This window comes from Pseudomonas sp. MWU12-2319, from assembly GCF_023242525.1.
GTDB lineage: Bacteria > Pseudomonadota > Gammaproteobacteria > Pseudomonadales > Pseudomonadaceae > Aquipseudomonas > Aquipseudomonas gingeri_D.
This window is the reverse complement of sequence record NZ_JALJES010000007.1, coordinates 266,941-289,915: the sequence shown is the minus strand read 5'-3', so window position 1 is coordinate 289,915 and position 22,975 is coordinate 266,941. Positions and strand designations below refer to the sequence as shown.

The 22,975-nt window shown below is 60.8% G+C and carries 20 protein-coding genes; 4 read left to right on the top strand and 16 right to left on the bottom strand.

The window, feature by feature from the left end; translation table 11 throughout:
* Positions 1-52: 52 nt before the first annotated feature.
* From M5C01_RS14585 to M5C01_RS14535, 11 genes are all read right to left on the bottom strand, one after another.
* Positions 53-727, bottom strand: coding sequence for an NADH-quinone oxidoreductase subunit B (locus M5C01_RS14585; RefSeq protein WP_100940076.1), 675 nt, complete (start codon positions 725-727; stop codon positions 53-55).
* 10 nt (positions 728-737) lie between these two features.
* Entirely contained in the window at positions 738-1,151 is a 414-nt protein-coding gene (locus M5C01_RS14580; RefSeq protein ID WP_010444610.1) for an NADH-quinone oxidoreductase subunit A, read from the bottom strand.
* A gap of 515 nt (positions 1,152-1,666) precedes the next feature.
* Entirely contained in the window at positions 1,667-2,992 is a 1,326-nt protein-coding gene (gene aceA, locus M5C01_RS14575; protein ID WP_152739822.1) for an isocitrate lyase, read from the bottom strand.
* 501 nt (positions 2,993-3,493) lie between these two features.
* On the bottom strand, positions 3,494-4,291 hold the full coding sequence (locus M5C01_RS14570; RefSeq protein WP_152739823.1) for a secretin N-terminal domain-containing protein: 798 nt from the start codon (positions 4,289-4,291) through the stop codon (positions 3,494-3,496).
* Between the two features lie 256 nt (positions 4,292-4,547).
* Positions 4,548-4,973: a GNAT family N-acetyltransferase gene (locus tag M5C01_RS14565; RefSeq protein ID WP_152739824.1), complete on the bottom strand. Its 426-nt coding sequence runs from the start codon at positions 4,971-4,973 to the stop codon at positions 4,548-4,550.
* Positions 4,966-6,132: a cupin domain-containing protein gene (locus tag M5C01_RS14560; RefSeq protein WP_152739825.1), complete on the bottom strand. Its 1,167-nt coding sequence runs from the start codon at positions 6,130-6,132 to the stop codon at positions 4,966-4,968. Before M5C01_RS14560 ends, M5C01_RS14565 begins: the two co-directional genes overlap by 8 nt.
* 84 nt (positions 6,133-6,216) lie before the next feature.
* Positions 6,217-7,587 (bottom strand): adenylosuccinate lyase, encoded by a 1,371-nt coding sequence (gene purB / locus M5C01_RS14555; protein WP_100940081.1) that lies wholly within the window; start codon positions 7,585-7,587, stop codon positions 6,217-6,219.
* A gap of 112 nt (positions 7,588-7,699) precedes the next feature.
* Complete coding sequence (hflD, locus tag M5C01_RS14550) at positions 7,700-8,323, bottom strand: high frequency lysogenization protein HflD (protein WP_103494152.1); 624 nt, start codon at positions 8,321-8,323, stop codon at positions 7,700-7,702.
* Complete coding sequence (gene mnmA, locus M5C01_RS14545) at positions 8,320-9,453, bottom strand: tRNA 2-thiouridine(34) synthase MnmA (RefSeq protein ID WP_152739826.1); 1,134 nt, start codon at positions 9,451-9,453, stop codon at positions 8,320-8,322. The genes hflD and mnmA overlap by 4 nt, the downstream gene beginning before the upstream one ends.
* Before the next feature lie 60 nt (positions 9,454-9,513).
* Positions 9,514-9,960, bottom strand: coding sequence for an NUDIX hydrolase (locus tag M5C01_RS14540; protein ID WP_152739827.1), 447 nt, complete (start codon positions 9,958-9,960; stop codon positions 9,514-9,516).
* A gap of 210 nt (positions 9,961-10,170) precedes the next feature.
* Positions 10,171-12,396, bottom strand: coding sequence for an NADP-dependent isocitrate dehydrogenase (locus M5C01_RS14535; RefSeq protein WP_152739828.1), 2,226 nt, complete (start codon positions 12,394-12,396; stop codon positions 10,171-10,173).
* Between the two features lie 496 nt (positions 12,397-12,892).
* Between M5C01_RS14535 and icd the strand changes: the two genes are divergently transcribed.
* Positions 12,893-14,149, top strand: a complete 1,257-nt coding sequence (icd, locus tag M5C01_RS14530; protein ID WP_103494147.1) for an NADP-dependent isocitrate dehydrogenase — start codon at positions 12,893-12,895, stop codon at positions 14,147-14,149.
* A gap of 76 nt (positions 14,150-14,225) precedes the next feature.
* Here the strand turns inward: icd and cspD are convergent, their stop codons facing one another.
* Positions 14,226-14,507 carry a cold shock domain-containing protein CspD gene (gene cspD / locus M5C01_RS14525; protein ID WP_305123111.1) on the bottom strand — a complete coding sequence of 94 codons (282 nt, stop codon included), beginning with the start codon at positions 14,505-14,507 and terminating at the stop codon, positions 14,226-14,228.
* Positions 14,508-14,727: 220 nt separating this feature from the next.
* On the opposite strand from cspD, the gene clpS reads away from it, so the two are divergent.
* Together clpS and clpA are read left to right on the top strand one after the other, a co-directional pair.
* A complete protein-coding gene (gene clpS, locus M5C01_RS14520) occupies positions 14,728-15,090 on the top strand; it encodes an ATP-dependent Clp protease adapter ClpS (protein ID WP_040069302.1) in 363 nt (120 codons plus the stop codon).
* 28 nt (positions 15,091-15,118) lie between these two features.
* Positions 15,119-17,389 (top strand): ATP-dependent Clp protease ATP-binding subunit ClpA, encoded by a 2,271-nt coding sequence (gene clpA / locus M5C01_RS14515; protein WP_103494146.1) that lies wholly within the window; start codon positions 15,119-15,121, stop codon positions 17,387-17,389.
* Positions 17,390-17,570: 181 nt separating this feature from the next.
* Here the strand turns inward: clpA and infA are convergent, their stop codons facing one another.
* The 4 genes from infA to trxB all read right to left on the bottom strand — a co-directional run bounded on the left by infA (position 17,571) and on the right by trxB (position 20,376).
* Positions 17,571-17,789, bottom strand: coding sequence for a translation initiation factor IF-1 (gene infA, locus M5C01_RS14510; RefSeq protein ID WP_002553999.1), 219 nt, complete (start codon positions 17,787-17,789; stop codon positions 17,571-17,573).
* Between the two features lie 146 nt (positions 17,790-17,935).
* On the bottom strand, positions 17,936-18,643 hold the full coding sequence (locus M5C01_RS14505; protein ID WP_103498215.1) for an arginyltransferase: 708 nt from the start codon (positions 18,641-18,643) through the stop codon (positions 17,936-17,938).
* Positions 18,644-18,745: 102 nt separating this feature from the next.
* Positions 18,746-19,426 carry a leucyl/phenylalanyl-tRNA--protein transferase gene (aat, locus tag M5C01_RS14500; RefSeq protein ID WP_152739830.1) on the bottom strand — a complete coding sequence of 227 codons (681 nt, stop codon included), beginning with the start codon at positions 19,424-19,426 and terminating at the stop codon, positions 18,746-18,748.
* A complete protein-coding gene (gene trxB, locus M5C01_RS14495) occupies positions 19,426-20,376 on the bottom strand; it encodes a thioredoxin-disulfide reductase (protein WP_103498217.1) in 951 nt (316 codons plus the stop codon). Before trxB ends, aat begins: the two co-directional genes overlap by 1 nt.
* Positions 20,377-20,533: 157 nt before the next feature.
* On the opposite strand from trxB, the gene M5C01_RS14490 reads away from it, so the two are divergent.
* Positions 20,534-22,945, top strand: coding sequence for a DNA translocase FtsK (locus M5C01_RS14490; protein WP_152739831.1), 2,412 nt, complete (start codon positions 20,534-20,536; stop codon positions 22,943-22,945).
* The last annotated feature ends 30 nt before the right edge of the window (positions 22,946-22,975 follow it).

Sequence of the window (22,975 nt, the reverse complement as noted above, 5' to 3'; positions counted from 1 at the left end):
AACGTAAAGAATGAAGCCAGCTTCTCGTTTCTGTTTACAGAGCGGATCTGGATCAGACTTCGTCAGGGCTGCGCAGGTTGGTGACCTGGATACGCTGTTCGCGGCGCTGTTCCTTTTGCGACGGCATCTCGGCGCGGTATACGCCTTGATCACCGACGACCCAGGAAAGTGGGCGACGCTCCTGGCCAATCGACTCCTGCAACAGCATCAAGCCTTGCAGGAAAGCCTCGGGGCGGGGCGGGCAGCCAGGCACGTAGACGTCCACGGGCAGGAACTTGTCCACCCCTTGAACCACGGAGTAGATGTCGTACATGCCACCGGAGTTGGCGCACGAACCCATGGAGATGACCCACTTCGGCTCGAGCATTTGCTCGTAGAGACGCTGGATGATCGGCGCCATCTTGATGAAGCAGGTACCGGCAATAACCATGAAATCCGCCTGGCGCGGCGATGCCCGGATAACTTCGGCGCCGAAGCGGGCGATGTCGTGGGGCGCCGTGAAGGCGGTGGTCATTTCCACATAGCAGCACGACAAGCCGAAGTTGTACGGCCACAGGGAGTTTTTACGCCCCCAGTTGACCGCGCCGTTCAGCACGTCTTCCAGCTTGCCCATGTAGATGTTTTTGTGGACTTGATCTTCTAACGGATCGGAAACGGTTTCCCGTTGGCCGATCGGGTACTGCTCGTTAGGCGCATCCGGGTCGATTCGAGTGAGATTGTATTGCATTGCCAAAGCCTCATTGTTTCAGCTTCGCCTGCCGCTTCTGACGAGCTTGCGGAGCCCAATCAAGCGCCCCCACTCGGTAAAGGTAGACAAGACCTGCCAACAGAATTGCTATGAAAACGAGAGCTTCGACGAATCCGGTCCAGCCGCTTTCGCGGACGGACACAGACCATGCAAAGAGAAAGAGGGCTTCGATATCGAAGATCACGAACAACATCGCGACCAGATAGAATTTGGCGGAGAGCCGCAAGCGGGCGCTACCGGTGGGTAGCATGCCGGACTCGAACGGTTCGTTTTTGCTGCGTCCCCAGGCTTTTGACCCGAGAAGGCTGGAAAGACCGAGCATGAAGGCGCAGAGGCCGACGACGCCGAGCAGGAAAATGGCAAAGCCCCAGTTGTGGGCCATGAGTCCGGTCGCTTCGGTCATGCGGGTAATCCTTAACAGAGCGCAAGGGTCTCTGAGCGTGATAAAGAAGTAAAAGCAGTGACGATATGTCGCAGTGCAATCTATCCCGGTGATTTTATGGCTAAACACCGGGCAAGTAAATTTTCTATAGCGAAATTATTGGCTGGAATAAGGACATGTAGAGGTCTCGATGGCTTGCAGGCCATGTACTGTGGGCATTAGGGGCCTTTTTGTTAATTATGTTTTATCCGCATTGTAATGAACGAAGTGAATATTGAATGATAATTGATATCATCTAGGTCGCTCCAATGCTGGTGGTCGCCCGCGAAGGGAAGTGTAGTGGCTTTAAACGCCGGCGCGATGAAAGTTGCGTCGGGCGTCGTTTTAGCGCTTTTTGTCGCAATTGATACCGCTCTGGATCAATGACTTGCACGATTCCAGCGGGTAAAAAAACGCCCCGAACCAGTCGGGGCGTCAGGTCTTCAGGCATTCCAGTTAGTTCTGCTTCGCTCTGGAATGGCCGCTTGCTCGCTTACTCAGTGGAACTGCTCTTCTTCGGTCGAACCGGTCAGCGCGGTCACCGAGGACGAGCCGCCCTGGATCACGGTGGTCATGTCGTCGAAGTAGCCGGTGCCGACTTCCTGCTGGTGCGCGACGAAGGTGTAGCCTTTCGAGGCGTCGGCGAATTCCTGCTCCTGCAGCTTCACGTAGGCGGTCATGTCGTTGCGGGCGTAGTCGTGCGCCAGGTTGAACATGCTGTGCCACATGTTGTGGATACCCGCCAGGGTGATGAACTGGTGTTTGTAGCCCATGGCCGACAGTTCGCGCTGGAACTTGGCGATGGTCGCGTCGTCCAGGTTCTTCTTCCAGTTGAAGGACGGCGAGCAGTTGTAGGACAGCAGCTGGTCCGGGTATTCCTTCTTGATGGCCTCGGCGAAGCGACGGGCTTCGTCCAGGTCCGGCTTGGCGGTTTCACACCAGATCAGGTCGGCGTACGGCGCGTAGGCCAGACCACGGGCGATGGCCTGGTCGAGGCCGGCGCGGACTTTATAGAAACCTTCCTGGGTGCGTTCGCCAGTCACGAATGGCTGGTCGTACGGATCGCAATCCGAAGTCAGCAGGTCGGCGGCGTTGGCGTCGGTGCGGGCCAGGATGATGGTCGGCGTACCGGCAACGTCGGCGGCCAGACGGGCAGCGGTCAGCTTCTGCACGGCTTCCTGGGTCGGCACCAGTACCTTGCCGCCCATGTGGCCGCATTTTTTCACGGAAGCCAGCTGGTCTTCGAAGTGCACGCCGGCGGCGCCCGCTTCGATCATGCTCTTCATCAGCTCGTAGGCGTTCAGCACGCCGCCGAAACCGGCTTCAGCGTCGGCCACGATCGGCGCGAAGTAGTCGATGTAGCCTTCATCGCCCGGGTTCTTGCCGGCTTTCCACTGGATCTGGTCGGCGCGACGGAACGAGTTGTTGATGCGCTTGACCACGGTCGGCACGGAATCCACCGGGTACAGCGACTGGTCGGGGTACATGGATTCTGCGGAGTTGTTGTCCGCGGCCACTTGCCAGCCCGACAGGTAGATCGCCTGGATCCCGGCCTTGACTTGTTGCACGGCCTGGCCGCCGGTCAGGGCGCCCATGCAGTTGACGAAATCCTTGTCCGGACGGAAGGACGGCTTGGCGCCCTGGGTCACCAGGTTCCACAGTTTCTCGGCGCCCATGCGGGCCAGGGTGTGCTCAGGTTGAACCGAGCCACGCAGGCGGACCACGTCAGCGGCGGAGTAAGTGCGTGTCACGCCTTTCCAGCGCGGGTTTTCAGCCCAGTCTTTTTCAAGGGCTGCAATTTGCTGTTCGCGTGTCAGTGCCATGGAGATAAACCTCGTCGCATAGGTCTTAGGTGGAGAATTCCTTGCTCCGCCGAATGCTCAAGGGAAGGCTTGGGCAAACGGCTGCTCGCTGACCAGAAGCTTAGGCGCTCAGGTGCGGTTCGGCGGGGAAGGCGACGATTGAACGATGGGCTCAAGGGGGAAGTGAGCGAGGCGAGGGCGAGCCGTCGGGCGCATTGGGGCATCGTGGGCCTTTGTGCGGACTTCAGGGATCTTGCCGTTCTACCTATTACGCTTCCGTCCCTCGGGACAACTTCGTTCCAGTCGCAACCTCGTCAAACGCGCCTTGTGGGCGGTACAGACACGAATCGGCTCAGGTGGGTAGGTTAGAGCGGCGATCCGAAGGCCCTTGCCAGGGCCCCTGATTAGCGGGAGCGAGGCCATCATGCCTTCGGTTTTTTGGCTCGTCAAACATTTTGTAGTGCTTTTTTTCAGGCACTACATCTTTAGTCTAATACGACTCGTCGGTCAGTTTTTGGTGCTTTAGTCCAGGCTGTCGACTTTCACCCGCAAAGTCATGTCGTTACGCCCAGAGGTCGAGTAGCTGCGGGTTAGCGCCTGTCGGTCGGCCTGGCTCTGGCCATTGACGCCGGCCAGGGTGATCCACTCGCCCAGGCGCCCGCTGACGGTTGTGTCGGTGCTTTGCACGTTCACTACATCCTGACGCTCCTGGCTGATCCGGTCACGATTGGTACTGATGGACAGGTGAACGATGTCGCCGGTGACGCTGGCGGTGACGTAGAAACCCTGGGTCACGTTGCGGTATTGGCTCTGGATCTGCGTCAGGGGCTGTTGATTGGGGTTCTGATTCTGGTTCGAGCCGTTACCCTGGGTCTGGTTGGTGCTGATGGCGGTGGTCAGCGGTACGCTCTGGCCGACCTGGATCAGCGCCGGGGTGCCTTCGACGGTCTGCACCTGCTGGATGCCGCCGTCGCGACTGGCGGTGCCATAGTTGATGACGCGGGTCTGGTTCTGGCCGTTGATCGTGTAGCCGTTGTTCTGGTCGTTGTTTTCGCTGGTGTCGACGCTGATCAGCAGGCGCTTGGCCGGGGTGTCGAGTTGGCCGAGGAAGTCACGCAGTTCCTTGATCTTGGAAGGTTCCGCATTGACGATCAGTTGGTTCTGGTAGGCGCTGGCCTTGCCGTCCTTGCCGAGAAAGTCCTGGGCTACCGGCAGCAGGTCGGCGCTGGTGCGGTAGTTCAGGGGAATGATTTCGGTGGCGGCCTGGGCGCTGAGGGTGCAGCTCAGTAGCAGGCCGGTGAGCAGGGTGCGTAGGGACATGTCCGTTATCTCCGCGTTGGACTGGGCAATGGGTTGAGTTTGACAGTTTCTCGGCCATTGGTGGGTCAAGTTGAATCGCGGACGGCAAAACGCCCCGGCATCGGGGATGGCGGGGCGTTCTGCGGTGTTCTTGCTGGCGTCTTCGCGGGCAAGCTCCGCTCCCACAGGGTCCATGCAACACCGAGGATGGGTGAGTGGGCACGGACATTGTGGGAGCGGAGCTTGCCCGCGAATGGCTGCGCAGCAGCACCGGCTTTTAAACCGAGTGGCGCACCATGTCGACGTGGGGAATCCCGGCTTCGAGAAACTCCTCGCTGACGATGCTGAACCCCAGGCGCTCATAGAACCGGGTCGCCTGGACCTGGGCACTGAGCATCTGTTGCTTGAGGCCACGTTTCTCGGCCTCGCCGATCACCGCCTGCATCAGCGCGTCACCGACCTTCAGCCCGCGCCAGTCCTTGAGGACCGAGACCCGGCCGATATGGCCGTCCGGCAACAGCCGGGCGGTGCCGATCGGGAAGTCCCCCTCGACGGCCAGGAAGTGCACGGCGCCACTGTCATCGGCGTCCCACTCCAGCTCCGGCGGAACCGACTGCTCGGCAATAAACACTGACTCACGAATGCGCCGAATCTCGGCGTTATCCTTTTGCCAGTCCGCGACACGTACGTGAATTCTATTCATCGGCAAATCCCAGGCTTCCTTGTTTGACCAGCTGACACAGCAGGCTGCGGCCGTCTTCATCGGCCAACCATGGCGCCAGATTATCCGCGTGCAGCGCATCGGCCGCACAGATCATTTTCAACAGCTCGCGCAGTTTGCCTGGCAACAGGCGGCTCTGTCCGCTGGCGAACAGCAGCAGGTCGTCGTCGACTTCGGACCAGGCCAGGCGCGCGCTCGGGTTGCGGATCAGGATCGCGCCATCCTGCAGGCCGCTGAGCAGGTCTTCTTCTTCGAGTTCCGGGCCCACCACCAGTTCCGGATAACGCGGCTCGGTCATGAACTGGCCGAACCAGGTCAGCAGCAGGCGTTCGTCGCTCATATGCTCGGCCAGCAGGCTTTTCAGGCGGTCGAGGGCGTCGTGCTGGATCTGGTGCGGATCGGCTACCGGCTGTGCGTCGGCGTCGGTGTAGCGCTCTTCGTCCGGCAGGAACTGGGCGAGGAAGTCGGTGAAGTGGGTCAGCACTTCGGCGGCGCTCGGTGCACGGAAGCCGACCGAATAGGTCATGCAGTCATCCACGGCCACGCCACAATGGGCCAGGCGCGGCGGCAGGTAGAGCATGTCGCCGGGTTCCAGGGTCCACTCGGCGGTTTCCTCGAATTCGGCGAGGATGCGCAGGTCGGCGTGTTCCAGCAGCGGGCTGGCGGAATCGCACATCTGGCCGATTTTCCAGTTGCGCTTGCCGTGGCCCTGAAGCAGGAACACATCGTAGTTGTCGAAGTGCGGACCGACGCTGCCGCCGGGCGCGGCAAAGCTGATCATCACGTCGTCGATGCGCCAGCTCGGCAGGAAGCGGAAGTGCTCCAGCAGTTCGGCGACTTCCGGGACGAACTGGTCCACGGCCTGCACCAGCAGGGTCCACTCACGCTCCGGCAGTTGGCTGAAGGCGTCTTCGGCGAACGGGCCGCGGCGCAGTTCCCAGGGGCGTTCGCCGTGCTCGATGATCAGGCGCGATTCGACTTCTTCTTCCAGGGCCAGGCCGGCCAGTTCATCGGCGTCGATCGGGCTTTCGAAATCCGGAATGGCCTGACGGATCAGCAGGGGTTTCTTCTGCCAGTAGTCGCGCAGGAATTCCCGGGCGGTGATGCCGCCCAGAAGTTGCAGAGGAGTATCAGGATTCATGTGTAACCTATTGAAAAAAAGCATTTTTAAGGCTGGAATAAAAACGCCCGGCTCAGCCGGGCGTTCAGAGCGGGTACGGCGCGATCAGATACGCTGGGCCTGGGCCACGGCGTTGCCGATGTAGTTGGCCGGGGTGAGCTTTTTCAGCTCGGCCTTGGCGTCCGCGGGCATCTCGAGGCCGTCGATGAAAGTCTGCAGTGCTTCTGGGCTGATGCCCTTGCCGCGGGTCAGTTCTTTCAGTTTTTCGTACGGGTTTTCGATGTTGTAGCGACGCATGACGGTCTGGATCGGCTCGGCCAGGACTTCCCAGCAGGCGTCCAGGTCGGCGGCGATTTTCTGCTCGTTGAGCTCCAGCTTGCTGATGCCCTTGAGGCTGGCTTCGTAAGCAATGACGCTGTGGGCGAAGCCGACGCCGAGGTTGCGCAGCACGGTGGAGTCGGTCAGGTCACGCTGCCAGCGGGAGATCGGCAGCTTGCTGGCCAGGTGCTGGAACAGCGCGTTGGCGATACCCAGGTTGCCTTCGGAGTTTTCGAAGTCGATCGGGTTGACCTTGTGCGGCATGGTCGAGGAACCGATTTCGCCGGCAATGGTGCGCTGCTTGAAGTAGCCCAGGGAGATGTAGCCCCAGATATCGCGGTCGAAGTCGATCAGGATGGTGTTGAAGCGCGCGATCGCGTCGAACAGCTCGGCAATGTAGTCGTGCGGCTCGATCTGGGTGGTGTAGGGGTTGAAGCCCAGGCCCAGCTCGTCTTCGATAAAGGCGCGGGCGTTTTCTTCCCAGTCGATCTGCGGGTAGGCCGACAGGTGGGCGTTGTAGTTGCCCACGGCACCGTTGATCTTGCCCAGCAGCGGCACGGCGGCGACCTGGGCGATCTGGCGCTCCAGGCGGTAAACGACGTTCGCCAGTTCCTTGCCCAGGGTGGTCGGCGAGGCTGGCTGACCGTGGGTGCGCGAGAGCATCGGCACGGCGGCGAAGCGCTGGGCCAGTTCGCGGATGGATTCGGCGATCTGGCGCATCAGCGGCAGCAGCACGTCGTCACGGCCTTCGCGCAGCATCAGGGCGTGGGACAGGTTGTTGATGTCCTCGCTGGTGCAGGCGAAGTGGATGAATTCGCTGACGTTGGCCAGTTCAGGCAGCTTGGCGGCCTGTTCCTTGAGCAGGTACTCAATGGCTTTGACGTCGTGGTTGGTGGTGCGCTCGATCTCCTTCACACGCTCGGCGTGTTCCAGGGAAAAGTTCTCGGCGAGGGTGTTCAAGACCGCGTTGGCTTCGGCGGAAAAGGCCGGAACTTCGCTTATCTGGGCGTGGGCGGCCAGGCGCTGGAGCCAGCGCACTTCCACCAGCACGCGTGCACGGATCAGGCCGTATTCGCTGAAAATTGGGCGCAGGGCCTGGGTTTTGCCGGCGTAGCGGCCGTCAACAGGGGAAACCGCAGTGAGCGAAGAAAGCTGCATGGGGTGTTCTCGGACAGTCGGGCAACGAAATGGGGCGCGTATCATACATGAAAATACTCGCCGGTCTGTTGCCAACCGACCGGCGTCTTGCGCTTTTCGCGGATAACGGCGCCTAGGCGCTGTGCATCAGCGGGTAGAGTTCCTTGAGCAGCTTGCGCCGGCTGACCACCAGTTGCCAGCGATGGCCACCCAGTTGTCGCCACAGGCGCGCCGAGCGGATACCGGCCAGGAGCAGGGCGCGGATCTTCGAGGCGTTGCTCGGTTGTTGCAGGTTGCGCATGTCGCCGTGCACCTGGATACGCTGGCGCAGGGTGCTCAGGGTGTCCTGGTAGAGGGCGCCGCAGGCAGCCACGACGTTTTCGTGGGACGGGCCGAAATGCTCGACCTGGGACTGGATCTGCGGCAGGCGCTTGCCGATGATCTCCAGCAAGTCATCACGCTTGGCCAACTGGCGCTCGAGGCCGAGCATCGACAGGGCGTAGCGCAGCGGTTCGCGTTGCAGGGCGCTGGGGTCGCGCTCCAGGGCACCGATCAGCGCGCGGTAGCCGTCGCGCAGTTGGAGGTCGTCGCCACCATAGACTTCCAGGGTGTCCTTGGGGTCGCGCACCAGCAGGCTGTTGAGCATGCAGCTCAAGCCGGCTTCGCTGGACTGGCCGCTCTTGGCGATCTTGTCCACCAGCACCGCGGCGAGAAACACACCGCCCAGCGCCGTCAGTTGCTCCTGGGTCGGGCTCATGGGCGCTGTTCCTTGAACGTCCAGGGCTCGGCGACTTCGATCACGCCGCCACCGAGGCAGACCTCACCGTCGTAGAACACCACGGACTGTCCCGGGGTCACCGCGCGCTGGGGTTCATCGAACACGGCGCGATAGCCGTTTTCGGTCTGTTCCAGGGTGCAGGACTGGTCGCTTTGGCGATAACGAACCTTGGCCGTCAGCTTGCGTGGCACGCTCAGGTCCACCGGGTTGACCCAGTAGATCTCGGAAGCGAGCAGGGCGCGGGAAAACAGCCATGGGTGCTCGTTGCCCTGGCCGACGATCAGTTCGTTGTGCTCCAGGTCCTTGAGCAGCACGTACCACGGCTCGTCGCCGGCGTCCTTCAGGCCGCCGATGCCCAGGCCCTGGCGCTGGCCGATGGTGTGGTACATCAGGCCGTGGTGACGACCGATGACTTCGCCTTCGGTGGTCTTGATCTCACCCGGCTGGGCCGGCAGGTACTGCTTGAGGAAGTCGCTGAAGCGCCGTTCGCCGATAAAGCAGATACCGGTGGAGTCCTTCTTCTTCGCCGTGGTCAGTTCGTGTTTCTCGGCAATGGCGCGCACTGCGGGCTTTTCCAGTTCGCCGACCGGGAACAGGGTCTTGGCGATCTGTTCGCCGCCGACGGCGTGGAGGAAGTAGCTCTGGTCCTTGTTCGGGTCCAGGCCCTTGAGCAGTTCGGTGCGGCCGTCGATGTCGCGGCGACGTACGTAATGGCCGGTGGCAATCAGGTCGGCACCCAGCATCAGGGCGTAGTCGAGGAACGCCTTGAACTTGATTTCGCGGTTGCAGAGGATGTCCGGGTTCGGCGTGCGTCCGGCCTTGTATTCGGCCAGGAAGTGTTCGAACACGTTGTCCCAGTATTCGGCGGCGAAGTTGGCGGTGTGCAGCTTGATGCCGATCTTGTCGCACACGGCCTGGGCGTCCGCCAGGTCGTCCATGGCGGTGCAGTACTCCGTTCCGTCGTCTTCTTCCCAGTTCTTCATGAACAGGCCTTCCACCTGGTAACCCTGCTCCATCAGCAGTACGGCGGAAACGGAAGAGTCTACGCCGCCGGACATGCCGACGATGACGCGCAGGTTTTCTGGGGCGGTGGCAGCTGGATCACGCATAGGGATTCAATGAGTGTCTTCGAAAAAGGACGCGATTCTAACAGGCCCGGGCCCGCAAGGCTAAAGAGAAGGGCGGATCAGCTCGAGACTGTGCAGCGGACCGGCCAGATAATCGTCCAGGCAGCGGATGATCAGCTCGCTGCGCCATTGCGGGCGCAGGGCCAGCAATTCGTCGCGGGTCAGCCAGCGTGGGCCGATGATGCCGTGGTCCAGTTGATAGTCCGGGCGGTGCTTGAGCGCTTTGCCGGCAAAGCAGACGCGCTGGTAGGTCACGCCGTTGCTCGGGGCGGTATACAGGTAGATGCCGACGACGCCGGTCAGTTCCACCTCCCAGCCGGTTTCCTCGAGTGTTTCGCGGATGGCGGCCTCACTGAGGCTTTCATTCGGGTCCAGGTGACCGGCGGGCTGGTTGAGGACCGTTGCTGCTTCGTAGCACTCTTCGGTGAAGAGAAAGCGACCGTTGTCTTCGACGACAGTGGCGACGGTGATGTGGGGTTGCCATTCCATAGGGAGTGCTCCGTTCGGGGTGATGGTCATCATAAGGCGAGCGCGGTCCCTGTAGGCGCATGGCTTGCCAGCGAAGCTTTTAGCGATCTTGAGGGCCCCTTCGCTGGCAAGCCATGCTCCTACAGGGTGGTGGTGTGCTGGCGATGTTGTTTCATGTCCACAAACACAAACCCCGGCACTCGGCCGGGGTTTGTGATGTTTCCTGAACGCTTACACCAGTGCGGCAATCGCCGCGTTGAGGGTTGCGCTCGGACGCATGGCCTTGCTGATCAGCTCGGCGTCGGCGTGGTAGTAGCCGCCGATGTCCACTGGCTTGCCCTGTACGGCGTTGAGTTCGGCAACGATGGTCGCCTCGTTCTCGGCCAGGGTCTTGGCCAGCTGGGTGAACTGGCCTTGCAGCGCAGTGTCTTCGCTCTGGGCGGCCAGGGCCTGGGCCCAGTACAGCGCCAGGTAGAAGTGGCTGCCGCGGTTGTCGATGTTGCCGACTTTACGCGATGGCGACTTGTTGTTGTCGAGGAACTGGCCAGTAGCCTGGTCCAGGGTCTTCGACAGCACCAGGGCTTTCGGGTTGTTGTAGGTCACGCCCAGGTGTTCCAGGGACGCGGCCAGGGCCAGGAATTCACCCAGGGAGTCCCAGCGCAGGAAGTTCTCTTCCACCAGTTGCTGCACGTGTTTCGGTGCCGAACCGCCGGCGCCGGTTTCGAACAGGCCACCGCCGTTCATCAGCGGCACGATCGACAGCATCTTGGCGCTGGTGCCCAGTTCCATGATCGGGAACAGGTCGGTCAGGTAGTCGCGCAGCACGTTACCGGTCACCGAGATGGTGTCCTTGCCGGCGCGGGTGCGGTCCAGGGTGAACTTCATCGCGTCGACTGGCGACATGATCTGGATATCCAGGCCGGTGGTGTCGTGGTCCTTCAGGTAGGTCTGGACCTTCTCGATGACCACGCCGTCGTGGGCGCGCATTGGGTCCAGCCAGAAAATCGCTGGAGTGCTGCTGGCGCGGGCACGGTTGACGGCCAGTTTGACCCAGTCCTGGATCGGCGCGTCCTTGGTCTGGCACATACGGAAGATGTCGCCGGCTTCCACGGTCTGTTCCAGCAGGGTACGACCGGTGCTGTCGGAAACCCGAACCACGCCGTCGGTCTTGATCTGGAAGGTCTTGTCGTGGGAACCGTACTCTTCGGCTTTCTTCGCCATCAGGCCGACGTTCGGCACGCTGCCCATGGTGGTTGGGTCGAAGGCGCCGTGTTGCTTGCAGTCTTCGATCACCGCCTGGTAGATGGTGGCGTAGCAGCGATCCGGGATCACCGCCTTGGTGTCGTGCAGCTGGCCGTCGGTGCCCCACATCTTGCCGGAGTCACGGATCATCGCTGGCATCGAGGCGTCGACGATGACGTCGCTCGGCACGTGCAGGTTGGTGATGCCTTTGTCGGAGTTGACCATGGCCAACGACGGACGGGCAGCGTAGACCGCCTGGATGTCGGCTTCGATCTGCGCCTGCTGCTCGGCCGGCAGGGCCTTGATGCGGGCGTACAGGTCGCCGATGCCGTTGTTCAGGTTGAAGCCGATCTGCTCCAGCACGTCAGCGTGCTTGGCCAGGGCGTCTTTATAGAACTCGGCAACGATCTGGCCGAACATGATCGGGTCGGAGACCTTCATCATGGTGGCTTTCAGGTGAACCGACAGCAGCACGCCTTGTTGCTTGGCGTCTTCGATTTCAGCGGCGATGAAGCTGCGCAGGGCGTTCTTGCTCAGCACGGCGCAGTCGAGGATCTCACCGGCTTGTACGCTGGTTTTCTCTTTCAGGACGCTGGCAGTGCCGTCCTGGGCGATCAGCTCGATCTTGACGCTGCCGGCAGCGTCGATCAGTGCGGCTTTTTCGCTGCCGTAGAAGTCACCGGTGCTCATGTGAGCGACGTGGGACTTGGAGTCGGCAGCCCAGGCGCCCATCTTGTGCGGGTGCTTGCGGGCATAGTTCTTGACCGACAGCGGCGCGCGGCGGTCGGAGTTGCCTTCGCGCAGGACCGGGTTCACGGCGCTGCCCTTGATCTTGTCGTAACGGGCGCGAGCGTCTTTCTCGGCGTCGGTGCTGACGGTTTCCGGGTAGTCCGGGATGTTGAAACCCTGGGCTTGCAGTTCCTTGATCGCGGCCTGCAGTTGTGGGACCGAGGCGCTGATGTTCGGCAGCTTGATGATGTTGGCTTCGGGGGTGATGGCCAGCTCGCCCAGCTCGGCGAGGTGGTCCGGCACGGCCTTGGCGCCCAGTTGTTCAGGGAAGCTTGCGAGAATGCGGCCGGCCAGCGAGATATCGCGGGTTTCCACGGCGATATCAGCCGAAGCGGTAAAGGCCTCTACGATAGGCAGCAGTGAATAGGTGGCGAGGGCAGGGGCTTCGTCGGTGAAGGTGTAGATGATCTTCGAACGGTTGGGCATATTCGGATTAACTCTCTTCTTTGCTAAAGCATGCGCAGAAACTCGAGATGCGCCGGGTAAGCGCGTTCGTTCAAAAGTCATCCATGAGCCGAATGTCGAGGTTTCTTCGCGCGCGGTGATGTTGGGTGCATCAGTCGAGCGTCAAGCGGTCGGATTGCGATAACAACCCGGCTTTTTCAGGCGGAAAGTCTCGTTGTAGAGAGGTCGGCCGTCGTGACTCCATGGTCAGCGGCGCGATTATACATAGGTTGCTGGCAAAACGCCGATGCTTCATAAGCGACTACACTCGTCCATTGGTCTAAAGGTCGCAGGGCACCCTGCGGCGAGGTGTCGCAAGCAGTGCTCGACTTTGGCGCTTTTACCTTTGCTTTCAAGCTTGTAGGCCGCGAAATCGAGGTTTTTCGCGGCAGATGAGTCGGGTGTGAGGTTCCCACGGGCAAGCACCTGGGGTACGCTCGAACGCAGCCAGATGTTCAATCCATAGATGGAGTTCAACATGGGATACAAGAAGATTCAGGTTCCGGCCGTCGGCGAAAAAATCACCGTCAATCCAGACCATTCTCTCAATGTTCCTGACAACCCGATCATCCCCTTCATCGAAGGCGATGGTATTGGCGTCGATATCAGCCCGGTGATGATCAAGGTCGTCGATGCGGCGGTACACAAGGCCTACGGCGGCAAGCGCAAGATTTCCTGGATGGAAGTCTTTGCCGGCGAGAAGGCCACCCAGGTCTATGACCAGGACACCTGGCTGCCCCAGGAAACCCTGGACGCGGTCAAGGATTATGTTGTCTCCATCAAGGGCCCGCTGACCACGCCGGTGGGCGGCGGCATCCGTTCGCTGAACGTAGCCCTGCGTCAGCAGCTCGACCTGTATGTCTGCCTGCGTCCGGTGCGCTGGTTCGAAGGCGTGCCCAGTCCGGTGAAGAAGCCCGGCGACGTTGACATGACGATCTTCCGTGAGAACTCCGAAGACATCTATGCCGGTATCGAATGGAAGGCCGGTTCGCCGGAAGCGATCAAGGTCATCAAGTTCCTGAAGGAAGAAATGGGTGTCACCAAGATCCGTTTCGACCAGGACTGCGGGATCGGCATCAAGCCGGTGTCCAAAGAGGGCACCAAGCGACTGGCGCGCAAGGCCCTGCAATATGTCGTCGACAACGATCGCAAGTCGCTGACCATCGTGCATAAAGGCAACATCATGAAGTTCACCGAAGGTGCCTTCAAGGAGTGGGCCTATGAAGTGGCGGCCGAGGAGTTCGGCGCGACCCTGCTCGACGGCGGCCCGTGGATGCAGTTCAAGAACCCGAAAACCGGCCGCAACGTGGTGGTCAAGGACGCCATCGCCGATGCCATGCTCCAGCAGATCCTGCTGCGTCCGGCGGAGTATGACGTGATCGCGACCCTGAACCTGAACGGCGACTATCTGTCCGACGCCCTGGCCGCCGAAGTGGGCGGTATCGGTATCGCGCCGGGGGCCAACCTGTCCGACACCGTGGCAATGTTCGAAGCGACCCACGGTACCGCGCCCAAGTACGCGGGCAAGGACCAGGTCAATCCCGGATCGCTGATCCTGTCCGCGGAAATGATGCTGCGGCACATGGGCTGGATCGAAGCGGCCGACCTGATCATCAAGGGCACCAATGGCGCCATCGGCGCGAAAACCGTGACCTATGATTTCGAGCGTCTGATGGACGGTGCGACGCTGGTGTCGTCTTCCGGCTTTGGCGATGCGCTGATCAAGCACATGTAGGCTGACCGACGGTAAACGAAAACGCCCGGCCCAAGTGATTGGACCGGGCGTTTCTCTATCTGAAAGCGTGTGGCTTTCAGGCTCTGGCGGTTACGGCGGGGGCTTGTGTCGCAGCATTCTGCGGTTTGGCAACAGGTGCGGCAGCGGTGACCAGTTGCCGGATGTTGACCGCATGCAGCCCCTTGGGACCCTGGATGATCTCAAAGCTTACTGCCTGGCCAGCCTTAAGGGTTTTGTAGCCATCCATCTGGATGGCCGAGTAATGGGCGAACAGGTCTTCACTCTTGCCTTCTTCAATGATGAAGCCGTAGCCCTTGGCATTGTTGAACCACTTGACTTTACCACTCAGCATGCTCATATCCCTCTGCAAACGACCCCATCACTGGAGTATCATCCAGTTCATCCTTCACTGCGTGAACCAGAAAAACGGTTGACGGTATGGACCTTATTACCCAATGTGGGCTCTATTGGTTGTAACACCGTTTTGCCGATAGTCAAGGTGACGCGACGGCCAGTGTTGAAATCTGTCCGAAGTGCCCCCATCACTGCAATTGCTCAACTGACGAACCTTTCTTTCCATGCATGCAATCAGCCAGATTCGACTAACATTCAATCAGGATCGCCCGGATTCCCACGACGACGATTCCGCGGGTATTGCTGTACAGGAATCCAAGCCCGCGTTGCAGGCGCCACCGATGTACAAGGTGGTTTTGTTCAATGATGACTACACACCGATGGATTTCGTCGTCGAAGTGCTCGAGGTGTTTTTTAACCTGAATCGCGAGCTGGCGACCAAGGTCATGCTGGCCGTCCACACAGAAGGACGGGCAGTATGTGGAGTGTTTACCCGCGACATCGCCGAGACCAAGGCCATGCAGGTCAATCAGTACGCCAGGGAAAGCCAGCATCCGCTACTCTGTGAAATCGAGAAGGACGGTTAATGCCGACCACTTGGGTATGAGGTGAACTATGTTAAACCGCGAACTCGAAGTCACCCTCAATCTTGCCTTCAAGGAGGCTCGCTCGAAGCGTCATGAATTCATGACCGTCGAGCACCTGCTGCTGGCCCTTTTGGATAATGAGGCTGCCGCCACCGTCCTGCGTGCCTGTGGCGCCAATCTCGATAAACTCAAGCACGATCTGCAGGAGTTCATCGACTCCACCACGCCGCTGATCCCCGTCCATGATGAGGATCGCGAAACCCAGCCGACTCTGGGCTTTCAGCGTGTCCTGCAACGTGCTGTCTTCCATGTGCAGAGTTCCGGTAAACGTGAAGTGACGGGCGCCAACGTGCTGGTCGCGATCTTCAGCGAGCAGGAAAGCCAGGCGGTCTTCCTGCTCAAGCAGCAAAGCGTTGCACGTATCGATGTCGTCAACTACATCGCCCATGGCATCTCCAAGGTGCCCGGGCACGGCGATCACTCCGAAGGCGAGCAAGATATGCAGGACGAAGAGGGCGGTGAGTCTTCATCTTCAGGCAATCCACTGGACGCTTATGCCAGCAATCTGAACGAACTGGCGCGCCAGGGTCGTATCGATCCGCTGGTCGGGCGTGAGTTGGAAGTCGAGCGCGTGGCGCAGATCCTGGCGCGCCGGCGCAAGAACAACCCGCTGCTGGTGGGCGAGGCGGGCGTGGGCAAGACGGCCATCGCCGAAGGCCTGGCCAAGCGCATCGTCGACAACCAGGTGCCGGACCTGCTGGCCAACAGCGTGGTCTACTCCCTTGACCTCGGTGCACTGCTGGCCGGTACCAAATACCGCGGCGATTTCGAGAAGCGCTTCAAGGCGTTGCTCGGCGAGTTGAAAAAACGTCCGCAGGCGATCCTGTTCATCGACGAAATCCACACCATCATCGGTGCGGGTGCCGCTTCCGGCGGCGTCATGGATGCCTCGAACCTGCTCAAGCCGTTGCTCTCCTCGGGTGATATCCGCTGCATCGGTTCGACCACCTTCCAGGAATTTCGTGGCATCTTCGAGAAGGACCGGGCTTTGGCGCGGCGCTTCCAGAAGGTCGACGTGTCCGAGCCTTCGGTGGAAGACACCATCGGTATCCTGCGCGGCCTGAAAGGGCGTTTCGAGCAGCACCACAATATCGAGTACAGCGACGAGGCCTTGCGCGCCGCCGCCGAACTGGCGTCGCGTTATATCAATGATCGGCACATGCCGGACAAGGCCATCGACGTGATCGACGAGGCCGGTGCCTATCAGCGCCTGCAACCGATCGAGAAACGGGTCAAACGCATCGAGGTGCCTCAGGTCGAGGACATCGTGGCGAAGATCGCGCGGATTCCGCCAAAACACGTCACCAGCTCCGACAAGGAACTGCTGCGTAACCTGGAGCGCGACCTGAAACTGACCGTGTTCGGTCAGGATGCGGCCATCGATTCGCTGTCGACCGCCATCAAGCTGTCCCGTGCCGGCTTGAAGTCGCCGGACAAACCGGTCGGTTCGTTCCTGTTCGCCGGTCCCACCGGCGTCGGCAAGACCGAAGCGGCGCGGCAGTTGGCCAAGGCGATGGGGATCGAACTGGTGCGTTTCGACATGTCCGAGTACATGGAGCGCCACACCGTTTCGCGTCTGATCGGTGCGCCTCCGGGTTATGTCGGTTTCGACCAGGGCGGCCTGCTGACCGAGGCCATCACCAAACAACCGCATTGCGTGCTGCTGCTCGATGAAATCGAGAAGGCCCACCCGGAAGTCTTCAACCTGCTGCTGCAGGTGATGGACCACGGGACCCTGACCGACAACAACGGGCGCAAGGCGGACTTCCGCAATGTGATCGTGATCATGACCACCAACGCCGGTGCCGAAACCGCGGCACGTGCGTCGATTGGCTTCACGCATCAGGACCACTCGTCCGATGCGATGGAAGTGATCAAGAAGAGCTTCACGCCGGAGTTCCGCAACCGTCTGGACACCATTATCCAGTTTGGTCGCCTCAGCCATGAGGTGATCAAGAGCGTGGTGGACAAGTTCCTTACCGAGCTTCAGGCGCAGCTGGAAGACAAGCGTGTGCAACTGGAAGTCACCGATGCGGCGCGCAACTGGCTGGCGGAAGGTGGTTACGACGCGGCGATGGGCGCACGCCCGATGGCGCGTCTGATCCAGGACAAGATCAAGCGGCCGTTGGCCGAGGAGATCCTGTTCGGCGAGTTGTCCGACCATGGCGGTGTGGTGCACATCGATCTGAAGGATGGCGAGCTGACCTTCGAGTTCGAAACCACGGCTGAAATGGCTTGATGTAGGTCCTGTAAACACAACAAAGGCGCCTTCTGGCGCCTTTGTTGTATCTGTGATTTTGAAAACACTGCGTCTCCTGTGGGGGCGGCAAGCCGGCTCCCACAAAAGAGGGGCGTCACTCCCTGAAATGCACACAAACAAAAACGCCCGGCAAGTGCCGGGCGTTTTTGTATCGACTTGCTTAGCGGGCGCGGTAGGTGATGCGCCCTTTGCTCAAGTCGTAGGGCGTCAGCTCGACGCGCACTTTGTCACCGGTGAGAATACGAATGTAGTTCTTGCGCATCTTTCCGGAGATATGCGCGGTTACGACGTGCCCATTTTCCAATTCCACGCGAAACATGGTATTCGGCAGGGTGTCGACGACAGTGCCTTCCATTTCGAAGCTGTCTTCTTTCGACATGCAGTAAAGCCCTCGGTGTCCAGTGAATGGCCCGGTGCAACTGCGCCAGGCAAAAGCGGCGTGCATTGTGCCCGAAAAAGGGGGTTCACGCCAAGGGGTTAGTACCGGCCTGGAAAATACAGTTCGATTCCGGTGGGGGCGACGAGCTAACTGAGCGTCACCCAGCGCTGGTTGATCAGCAGTTCGATCGGTCGATATTGGGTCTTGTAGTTCATCTTCTTGCAGTTCTTGATCCAATAGCCGAGGTAGACCGCCTCCAGCCCCAGCCGCCGGGCTTCGCCGATCTGCCAGAGGATAGCGTAGCGCCCCAGGCTGCGACGCTCCTCAGCGGGCTCATAGAAGGTGTAGACCGCTGATAGTCCGTTGGGCAGCAGGTCGGTGACGGCCACGGCCAGCAGGCGCCCCTCCAGGCGGAATTCATAGAAACGTGAGAACGGCAGGTCGCGCACCAGAAAAGTGGAAAACTGGTCACGACTGGGTGGGAACATGTCGCCATCGGCGTGCCGTTGTTCGATGTAGCGTTGGTACAGGTCGAAGTATTCCTCGCTGAACCCCGGCTTGACGGCCCTGACCTTGAGCTCGGCGTTGCGTTTGAAGATACGTTTCTGCTGGCGATCGGGCAGGAACTGCGCCACGGGAATCCGCGCCGGCACGCAGGCGTTGCAGTTCTGGCAATGGGGCCGGTACAGGTGGTCGCCGCTACGACGGAAACCCATTTCCGACAGGTCTGCGTAGACATGCACGTCCATGGGCTGGCTAGGGTCGAGGAACAGCGTGGTCGCCTGCTCTTCGGGCAGATAGCTGCAAGAGTGGGGTTGAGTGGCATAGAACTTCAAGCGCGCCAGCTCGGTCATGATCGACCCTCGGAATAAGCTTTCAATTGCGTTGAATCAAGTGTAAGCCAGCCTGGGAAAAGACGCCTAGGTGCTGTGTGAAGGTTACCTGATCGTAGTGGGTCAGGGCAGCCAGGTCGCGCTGTTGGGCTGGTCCAGATGTTCGCCCAGGTAGCGGGCGAAGTCCTCCCGGGGAATGGCCCGGGCGCCAAGGCTGTGCAGGTGATCGGTGGGCATCTGGCAGTCGATCAGGACGAACCCCGAGGCCTTGAGGTGCCGGACCAGGGTGGCGAAACCGAATTTCGAGGCGTTGTCGGCACGACTGAACATGGACTCGCCGAAAAACAGCTGGCCCATTGCCAGGCCGTAGAGGCCGCCCACCAACTCATCGTTATCCCAGACCTCCACCGAGTGGGCAAAACCGCGCTCATGCAATTGCAGATAGGCGGTTTGCATGGCCTCAGTGATCCAGGTGCCGTCGGCATAGGCCCGTGGGGCGGCGCAGGCGCGGATCACGGCGGCGAAATCCCGGTCGAAGGTGACCTGGTAGCGTTGCTGGCGCAACAGCTTGTTCAGGCTGCGGGAGACATGCAATTCATCGGGAAACAGCACGGTGCGCGGGTCCGGCGACCACCAGAGGATCGGCTGGCCTTCGGAAAACCAGGGAAAACAGCCATGGCGATAGGCCTGGATCAGTCGATCGGCGGACAGGTCGCCGCCGGCGGCCAGCAGGCCATTGGGTTCGCGCATGGCCTTGGCCAGGGGCGGGAAGGTCAGGGAGTTGCGTTGTAACCAGGTCAGCATCAGTTATCGTCCAGGAATTTCTCGGCATCCAGCGCCGCCATGCAGCCGGCGCCGGCCGAGGTGACGGCCTGGCGATAGACATGGTCGGCGACATCGCCGGCGGCGAATACCCCGGGGATTTCCGTTGCCGTGGCATTGCCCTCGCTGCCGCCCTGTACCCGCAAATAGCCGTTGTGCATGCTCAACTGGCCCTCGAACAGATCGGTATTGGGCTTATGGCCGATGGCGATAAACACCCCGGTCAGCGCCAGTTCGCGGGTTTCGTCGGTGTCGCTGTGGCGCAGGCGGGCGCCGGTGACGCCGCTGGCATCGCCGAGCACTTCATCGAGGTTCTCGTTCCAGTGCAGGCGGATATTGCCGTTGGCGGCTTTCTCGAACAGCTTGTCCTGGAGGATCTTCTCCGCACGCAGCTTGTCCCGACGGTGCACCAGGTGCACTTCCTTGGCGATATTGGCCAGGTACAGGGCTTCCTCCACCGCGGTATTGCCGCCGCCGACCACCGCCACCACCTGGTTGCGGTAGAAGAACCCGTCGCAGGTCGCGCAGGCCGAGACGCCCTTGCCGGCAAAGGCCTCCTCGGATGGCAGGCCAAGGTACTGCGCCGAGGCGCCGGTGGCGATAATCAAGGCGTCGCAGGTATAGATACCGCTGTCGCCCTCGAGGATAAACGGGCGCTGCTGCAACTTGGCGGTGTGAATGTGGTCATAGACGATCTCGGTGTCGAAACGCTCGGCGTGTTTCTGCATGCGCTCCATCAGCACCGGGCCGGTCAGGCCTTCGACGTCGCCGGGCCAGTTGTCGACTTCGGTGGTGGTGGTCAATTGACCACCGGCTTGCAGGCCGGTAATGACCAAAGGCTTGAGGTTGGCGCGGGCGGCATAAACCGCCGCACTGTAACCGGCAGGGCCGGAACCCAGGATGATCAGGCGTGAATGCTTGGTTGCGCTCATAAAACACCTCATAAGCCTTTGTCACAAAAGAGAATGCGTGCTCAAATTGAACCGCGTGAAAAGTGCTGTCGGTTATGCTACACCCATGCGGTGACAGCGTGGCATCGGGCGGACAAATCCGTACAATGCCGGTTATGTAATGAAGCAGTGAATCATTTTGAAGAAATCCACCGCCACACCCTCTAAAGCAGTCGTTCCGCTCTGGCGGCAGCAGCTGCATTATCGCCTCAAGGAAGGTGCGCTGATTGCTATCGGCGCGTTGTGCCTGTTCCTGATGATGGCCTTGCTGACCTATGGCAAGGACGATCCCGGCTGGAGCCACAACAGCAAGATCGATAACGTGCAGAACTTCGGCGGTCCCGCCGGTTCCTACAGCGCCGACATCCTGTTCATGGTGCTGGGTTATTTCGCCTATGTATTCCCCTTGTTGCTGGCGATCAAGACCTACCAGATCTTCCGCCAGCGCCACGAACCCTGGCAATGGAGCGGCTGGCTGTTTTCCTGGCGGCTGATCGGCCTGGTGTTCCTGGTGCTGTCCGGGGCCGCGCTGGCCCATATCCATTTCCACCAGCCCTTCGGCCTGCCGGCAGGGGCGGGCGGCGCCCTGGGCGAAAGCCTCGGCAACCTGGCGAAAAACGCCCTGAATATCCAGGGCAGCACGCTGCTGTTCATCGCCTTGTTCCTGTTCGGCCTGACGGTGTTCACCGACCTGTCCTGGTTCAAGGTCATGGACGTCACCGGCAAGATCACCCTGGACCTGTTCGAACTGTTCCAGGGCGCGATGAATCGCTGGTGGTCGTCCCGGGTCGAACGCAAGCAGCTGGTGGCGCAACTGCGTGAGGTCGATGACCGCGTTCACGAAGTGGTGGCACCGAGCGTTCCCGACAAACGCGAGCAGGCCAAGGTCAAGGAGCGCCTGATCGAACGCGAGCAGGCCCTCAGTAAGCACATGTCCGAGCGCGAGAAGCAGATCCCGCCGGTGATTGCCCCGGCGCCGGTCAAACCGGTGCAGCAGAGCAAGCGCGTGGAGAAAGAGAAGCAGGCGCCGTTGTTTGTCGACAGCGCGGTGGAAGGCACCTTGCCGCCGATCTCGATCCTCGACCCGGCGGAAAAGAAGCAGCTCAACTACTCGCCGGAATCCCTGGCGGCCGTCGGCCATCTGCTGGAAATCAAGCTCAAGGAATTCGGCGTCGAAGTCTCGGTGGATTCCATCCATCCGGGGCCGGTGATTACCCGTTACGAAATCCAGCCGGCGGCGGGGGTCAAGGTCAGCCGGATCTCCAACCTGGCCAAGGACCTGGCGCGTTCGCTCGCGGTTACCAGCGTGCGGGTGGTGGAAGTCATCCCGGGCAAGACCACCGTGGGTATCGAGATCCCCAACGAGGACCGCCAGATCGTGCGTTTCTCCGAAGTGCTCTCGACCCCGGAATACGACGACGCGAAATCCCCGGTCACCCTGGCCCTGGGCCACGATATCGGCGGCAAGCCGGTCATCACCGACCTGGCGAAGATGCCGCATCTGCTGGTGGCCGGTACCACCGGTTCCGGTAAGTCGGTGGGTGTGAACGCGATGATTCTGTCGATCCTGTTCAAGTCCGGCCCGGAAGACGCCAAGCTGATCATGATCGACCCGAAAATGCTCGAGTTGTCGATCTACGAAGGCATTCCACACCTGCTTTGCCCAGTGGTCACCGACATGAAGGACGCCGCCAACGCCCTGCGCTGGAGCGTCGCCGAGATGGAGCGGCGCTACAAGCTGATGGCCAAGATGGGCGTGCGTAACCTGTCGGGCTTCAACCACAAGGTCAAGGAAGCCCAGGACGCCGGCACGCCGCTGAGCGACCCGCTGTACAACCGCGAAAGCATCCACGACGAAGCGCCGCTGCTGACCAAGCTGCCGACCATTGTCGTGGTGGTCGACGAATTCGCCGACATGATGATGATCGTCGGCAAGAAGGTCGAAGAACTGATCGCCCGTATCGCCCAGAAAGCACGGGCCGCCGGTATCCACCTGATCCTCGCGACCCAGCGGCCGTCGGTGGACGTGATCACCGGCCTGATCAAGGCCAACATCCCGACGCGCATGGCGTTCCAGGTGTCGAGCAAGATCGACTCGCGGACCATCATCGACCAGGGCGGCGCCGAGCAATTGCTCGGTCACGGTGACATGCTCTACATGCCGCCAGGCACCAGCCTGCCGATTCGTGTGCATGGCGCCTTTGTCTCCGACGATGAGGTTCACCGGGTGGTCGAGGCGTGGAAACTGCGCGGCGCACCGGAATACAACGACGACATCCTCAATGGCGTTGAAGAGGCCGGCAGCGGCTTCGACGGCGGCAGCGGTGGTGGCGACAGCGACGACGCTGAAACCGACGCGCTCTACGACGAAGCCGTACAGTTCGTGCTGGAAAGCCGCCGAGCCTCGATTTCCGCGGTCCAGCGCAAGCTGAAGATCGGCTACAACCGCGCCGCCCGCATGATCGAGTCCATGGAAATGGCCGGGGTCGTGACCGCCATGAACACCAACGGCTCGCGTGAAGTACTCGCCCCCGGGCCGTCGCGCGACTGATCCGTGCCGCGTGGAGTCACGCGGCGCGCC

Bases quoted from the DNA above. Each gene is read 5' to 3' on its own strand.
- M5C01_RS14565 (WP_152739824.1), bottom strand. From the start codon at position 4,973: ATGAATAGAATTCACGTACGTGTCGCGGACTGGCAAAAGGATAACGCC.
- M5C01_RS14505 (WP_103498215.1), bottom strand. From the start codon at position 18,643: ATGACCGAGCTGGCGCGCTTGAAGTTCTATGCCACTCAACCCCACTCT.
- icd (WP_103494147.1), top strand. From the start codon at position 12,893: ATGGGATACAAGAAGATTCAGGTTCCGGCCGTCGGCGAAAAAATCACC.
- infA (WP_002553999.1), bottom strand. From the start codon at position 17,789: ATGTCGAAAGAAGACAGCTTCGAAATGGAAGGCACTGTCGTCGACACC.
- cspD (WP_305123111.1), bottom strand. From the start codon at position 14,507: ATGAGCATGCTGAGTGGTAAAGTCAAGTGGTTCAACAATGCCAAGGGC.
- aat (WP_152739830.1), bottom strand. From the start codon at position 19,426: ATGCTGACCTGGTTACAACGCAACTCCCTGACCTTCCCGCCCCTGGCC.
- M5C01_RS14570 (WP_152739823.1), bottom strand. From the start codon at position 4,291: ATGTCCCTACGCACCCTGCTCACCGGCCTGCTACTGAGCTGCACCCTC.
- M5C01_RS14585 (WP_100940076.1), bottom strand. From the start codon at position 727: ATGCAATACAATCTCACTCGAATCGACCCGGATGCGCCTAACGAGCAG.
- M5C01_RS14535 (WP_152739828.1), bottom strand. From the start codon at position 12,396: ATGCCCAACCGTTCGAAGATCATCTACACCTTCACCGACGAAGCCCCT.
- trxB (WP_103498217.1), bottom strand. From the start codon at position 20,376: ATGAGCGCAACCAAGCATTCACGCCTGATCATCCTGGGTTCCGGCCCT.
- mnmA (WP_152739826.1), bottom strand. From the start codon at position 9,453: ATGCGTGATCCAGCTGCCACCGCCCCAGAAAACCTGCGCGTCATCGTC.
- aceA (WP_152739822.1), bottom strand. From the start codon at position 2,992: ATGGCACTGACACGCGAACAGCAAATTGCAGCCCTTGAAAAAGACTGG.
- purB (WP_100940081.1), bottom strand. From the start codon at position 7,587: ATGCAGCTTTCTTCGCTCACTGCGGTTTCCCCTGTTGACGGCCGCTAC.
- hflD (WP_103494152.1), bottom strand. From the start codon at position 8,323: ATGAGCCCGACCCAGGAGCAACTGACGGCGCTGGGCGGTGTGTTTCTC.
- clpA (WP_103494146.1), top strand. From the start codon at position 15,119: ATGTTAAACCGCGAACTCGAAGTCACCCTCAATCTTGCCTTCAAGGAG.
- M5C01_RS14540 (WP_152739827.1), bottom strand. From the start codon at position 9,960: ATGGAATGGCAACCCCACATCACCGTCGCCACTGTCGTCGAAGACAAC.
- clpS (WP_040069302.1), top strand. From the start codon at position 14,728: ATGCATGCAATCAGCCAGATTCGACTAACATTCAATCAGGATCGCCCG.
- M5C01_RS14580 (WP_010444610.1), bottom strand. From the start codon at position 1,151: ATGACCGAAGCGACCGGACTCATGGCCCACAACTGGGGCTTTGCCATT.
- M5C01_RS14560 (WP_152739825.1), bottom strand. From the start codon at position 6,132: ATGAATCCTGATACTCCTCTGCAACTTCTGGGCGGCATCACCGCCCGG.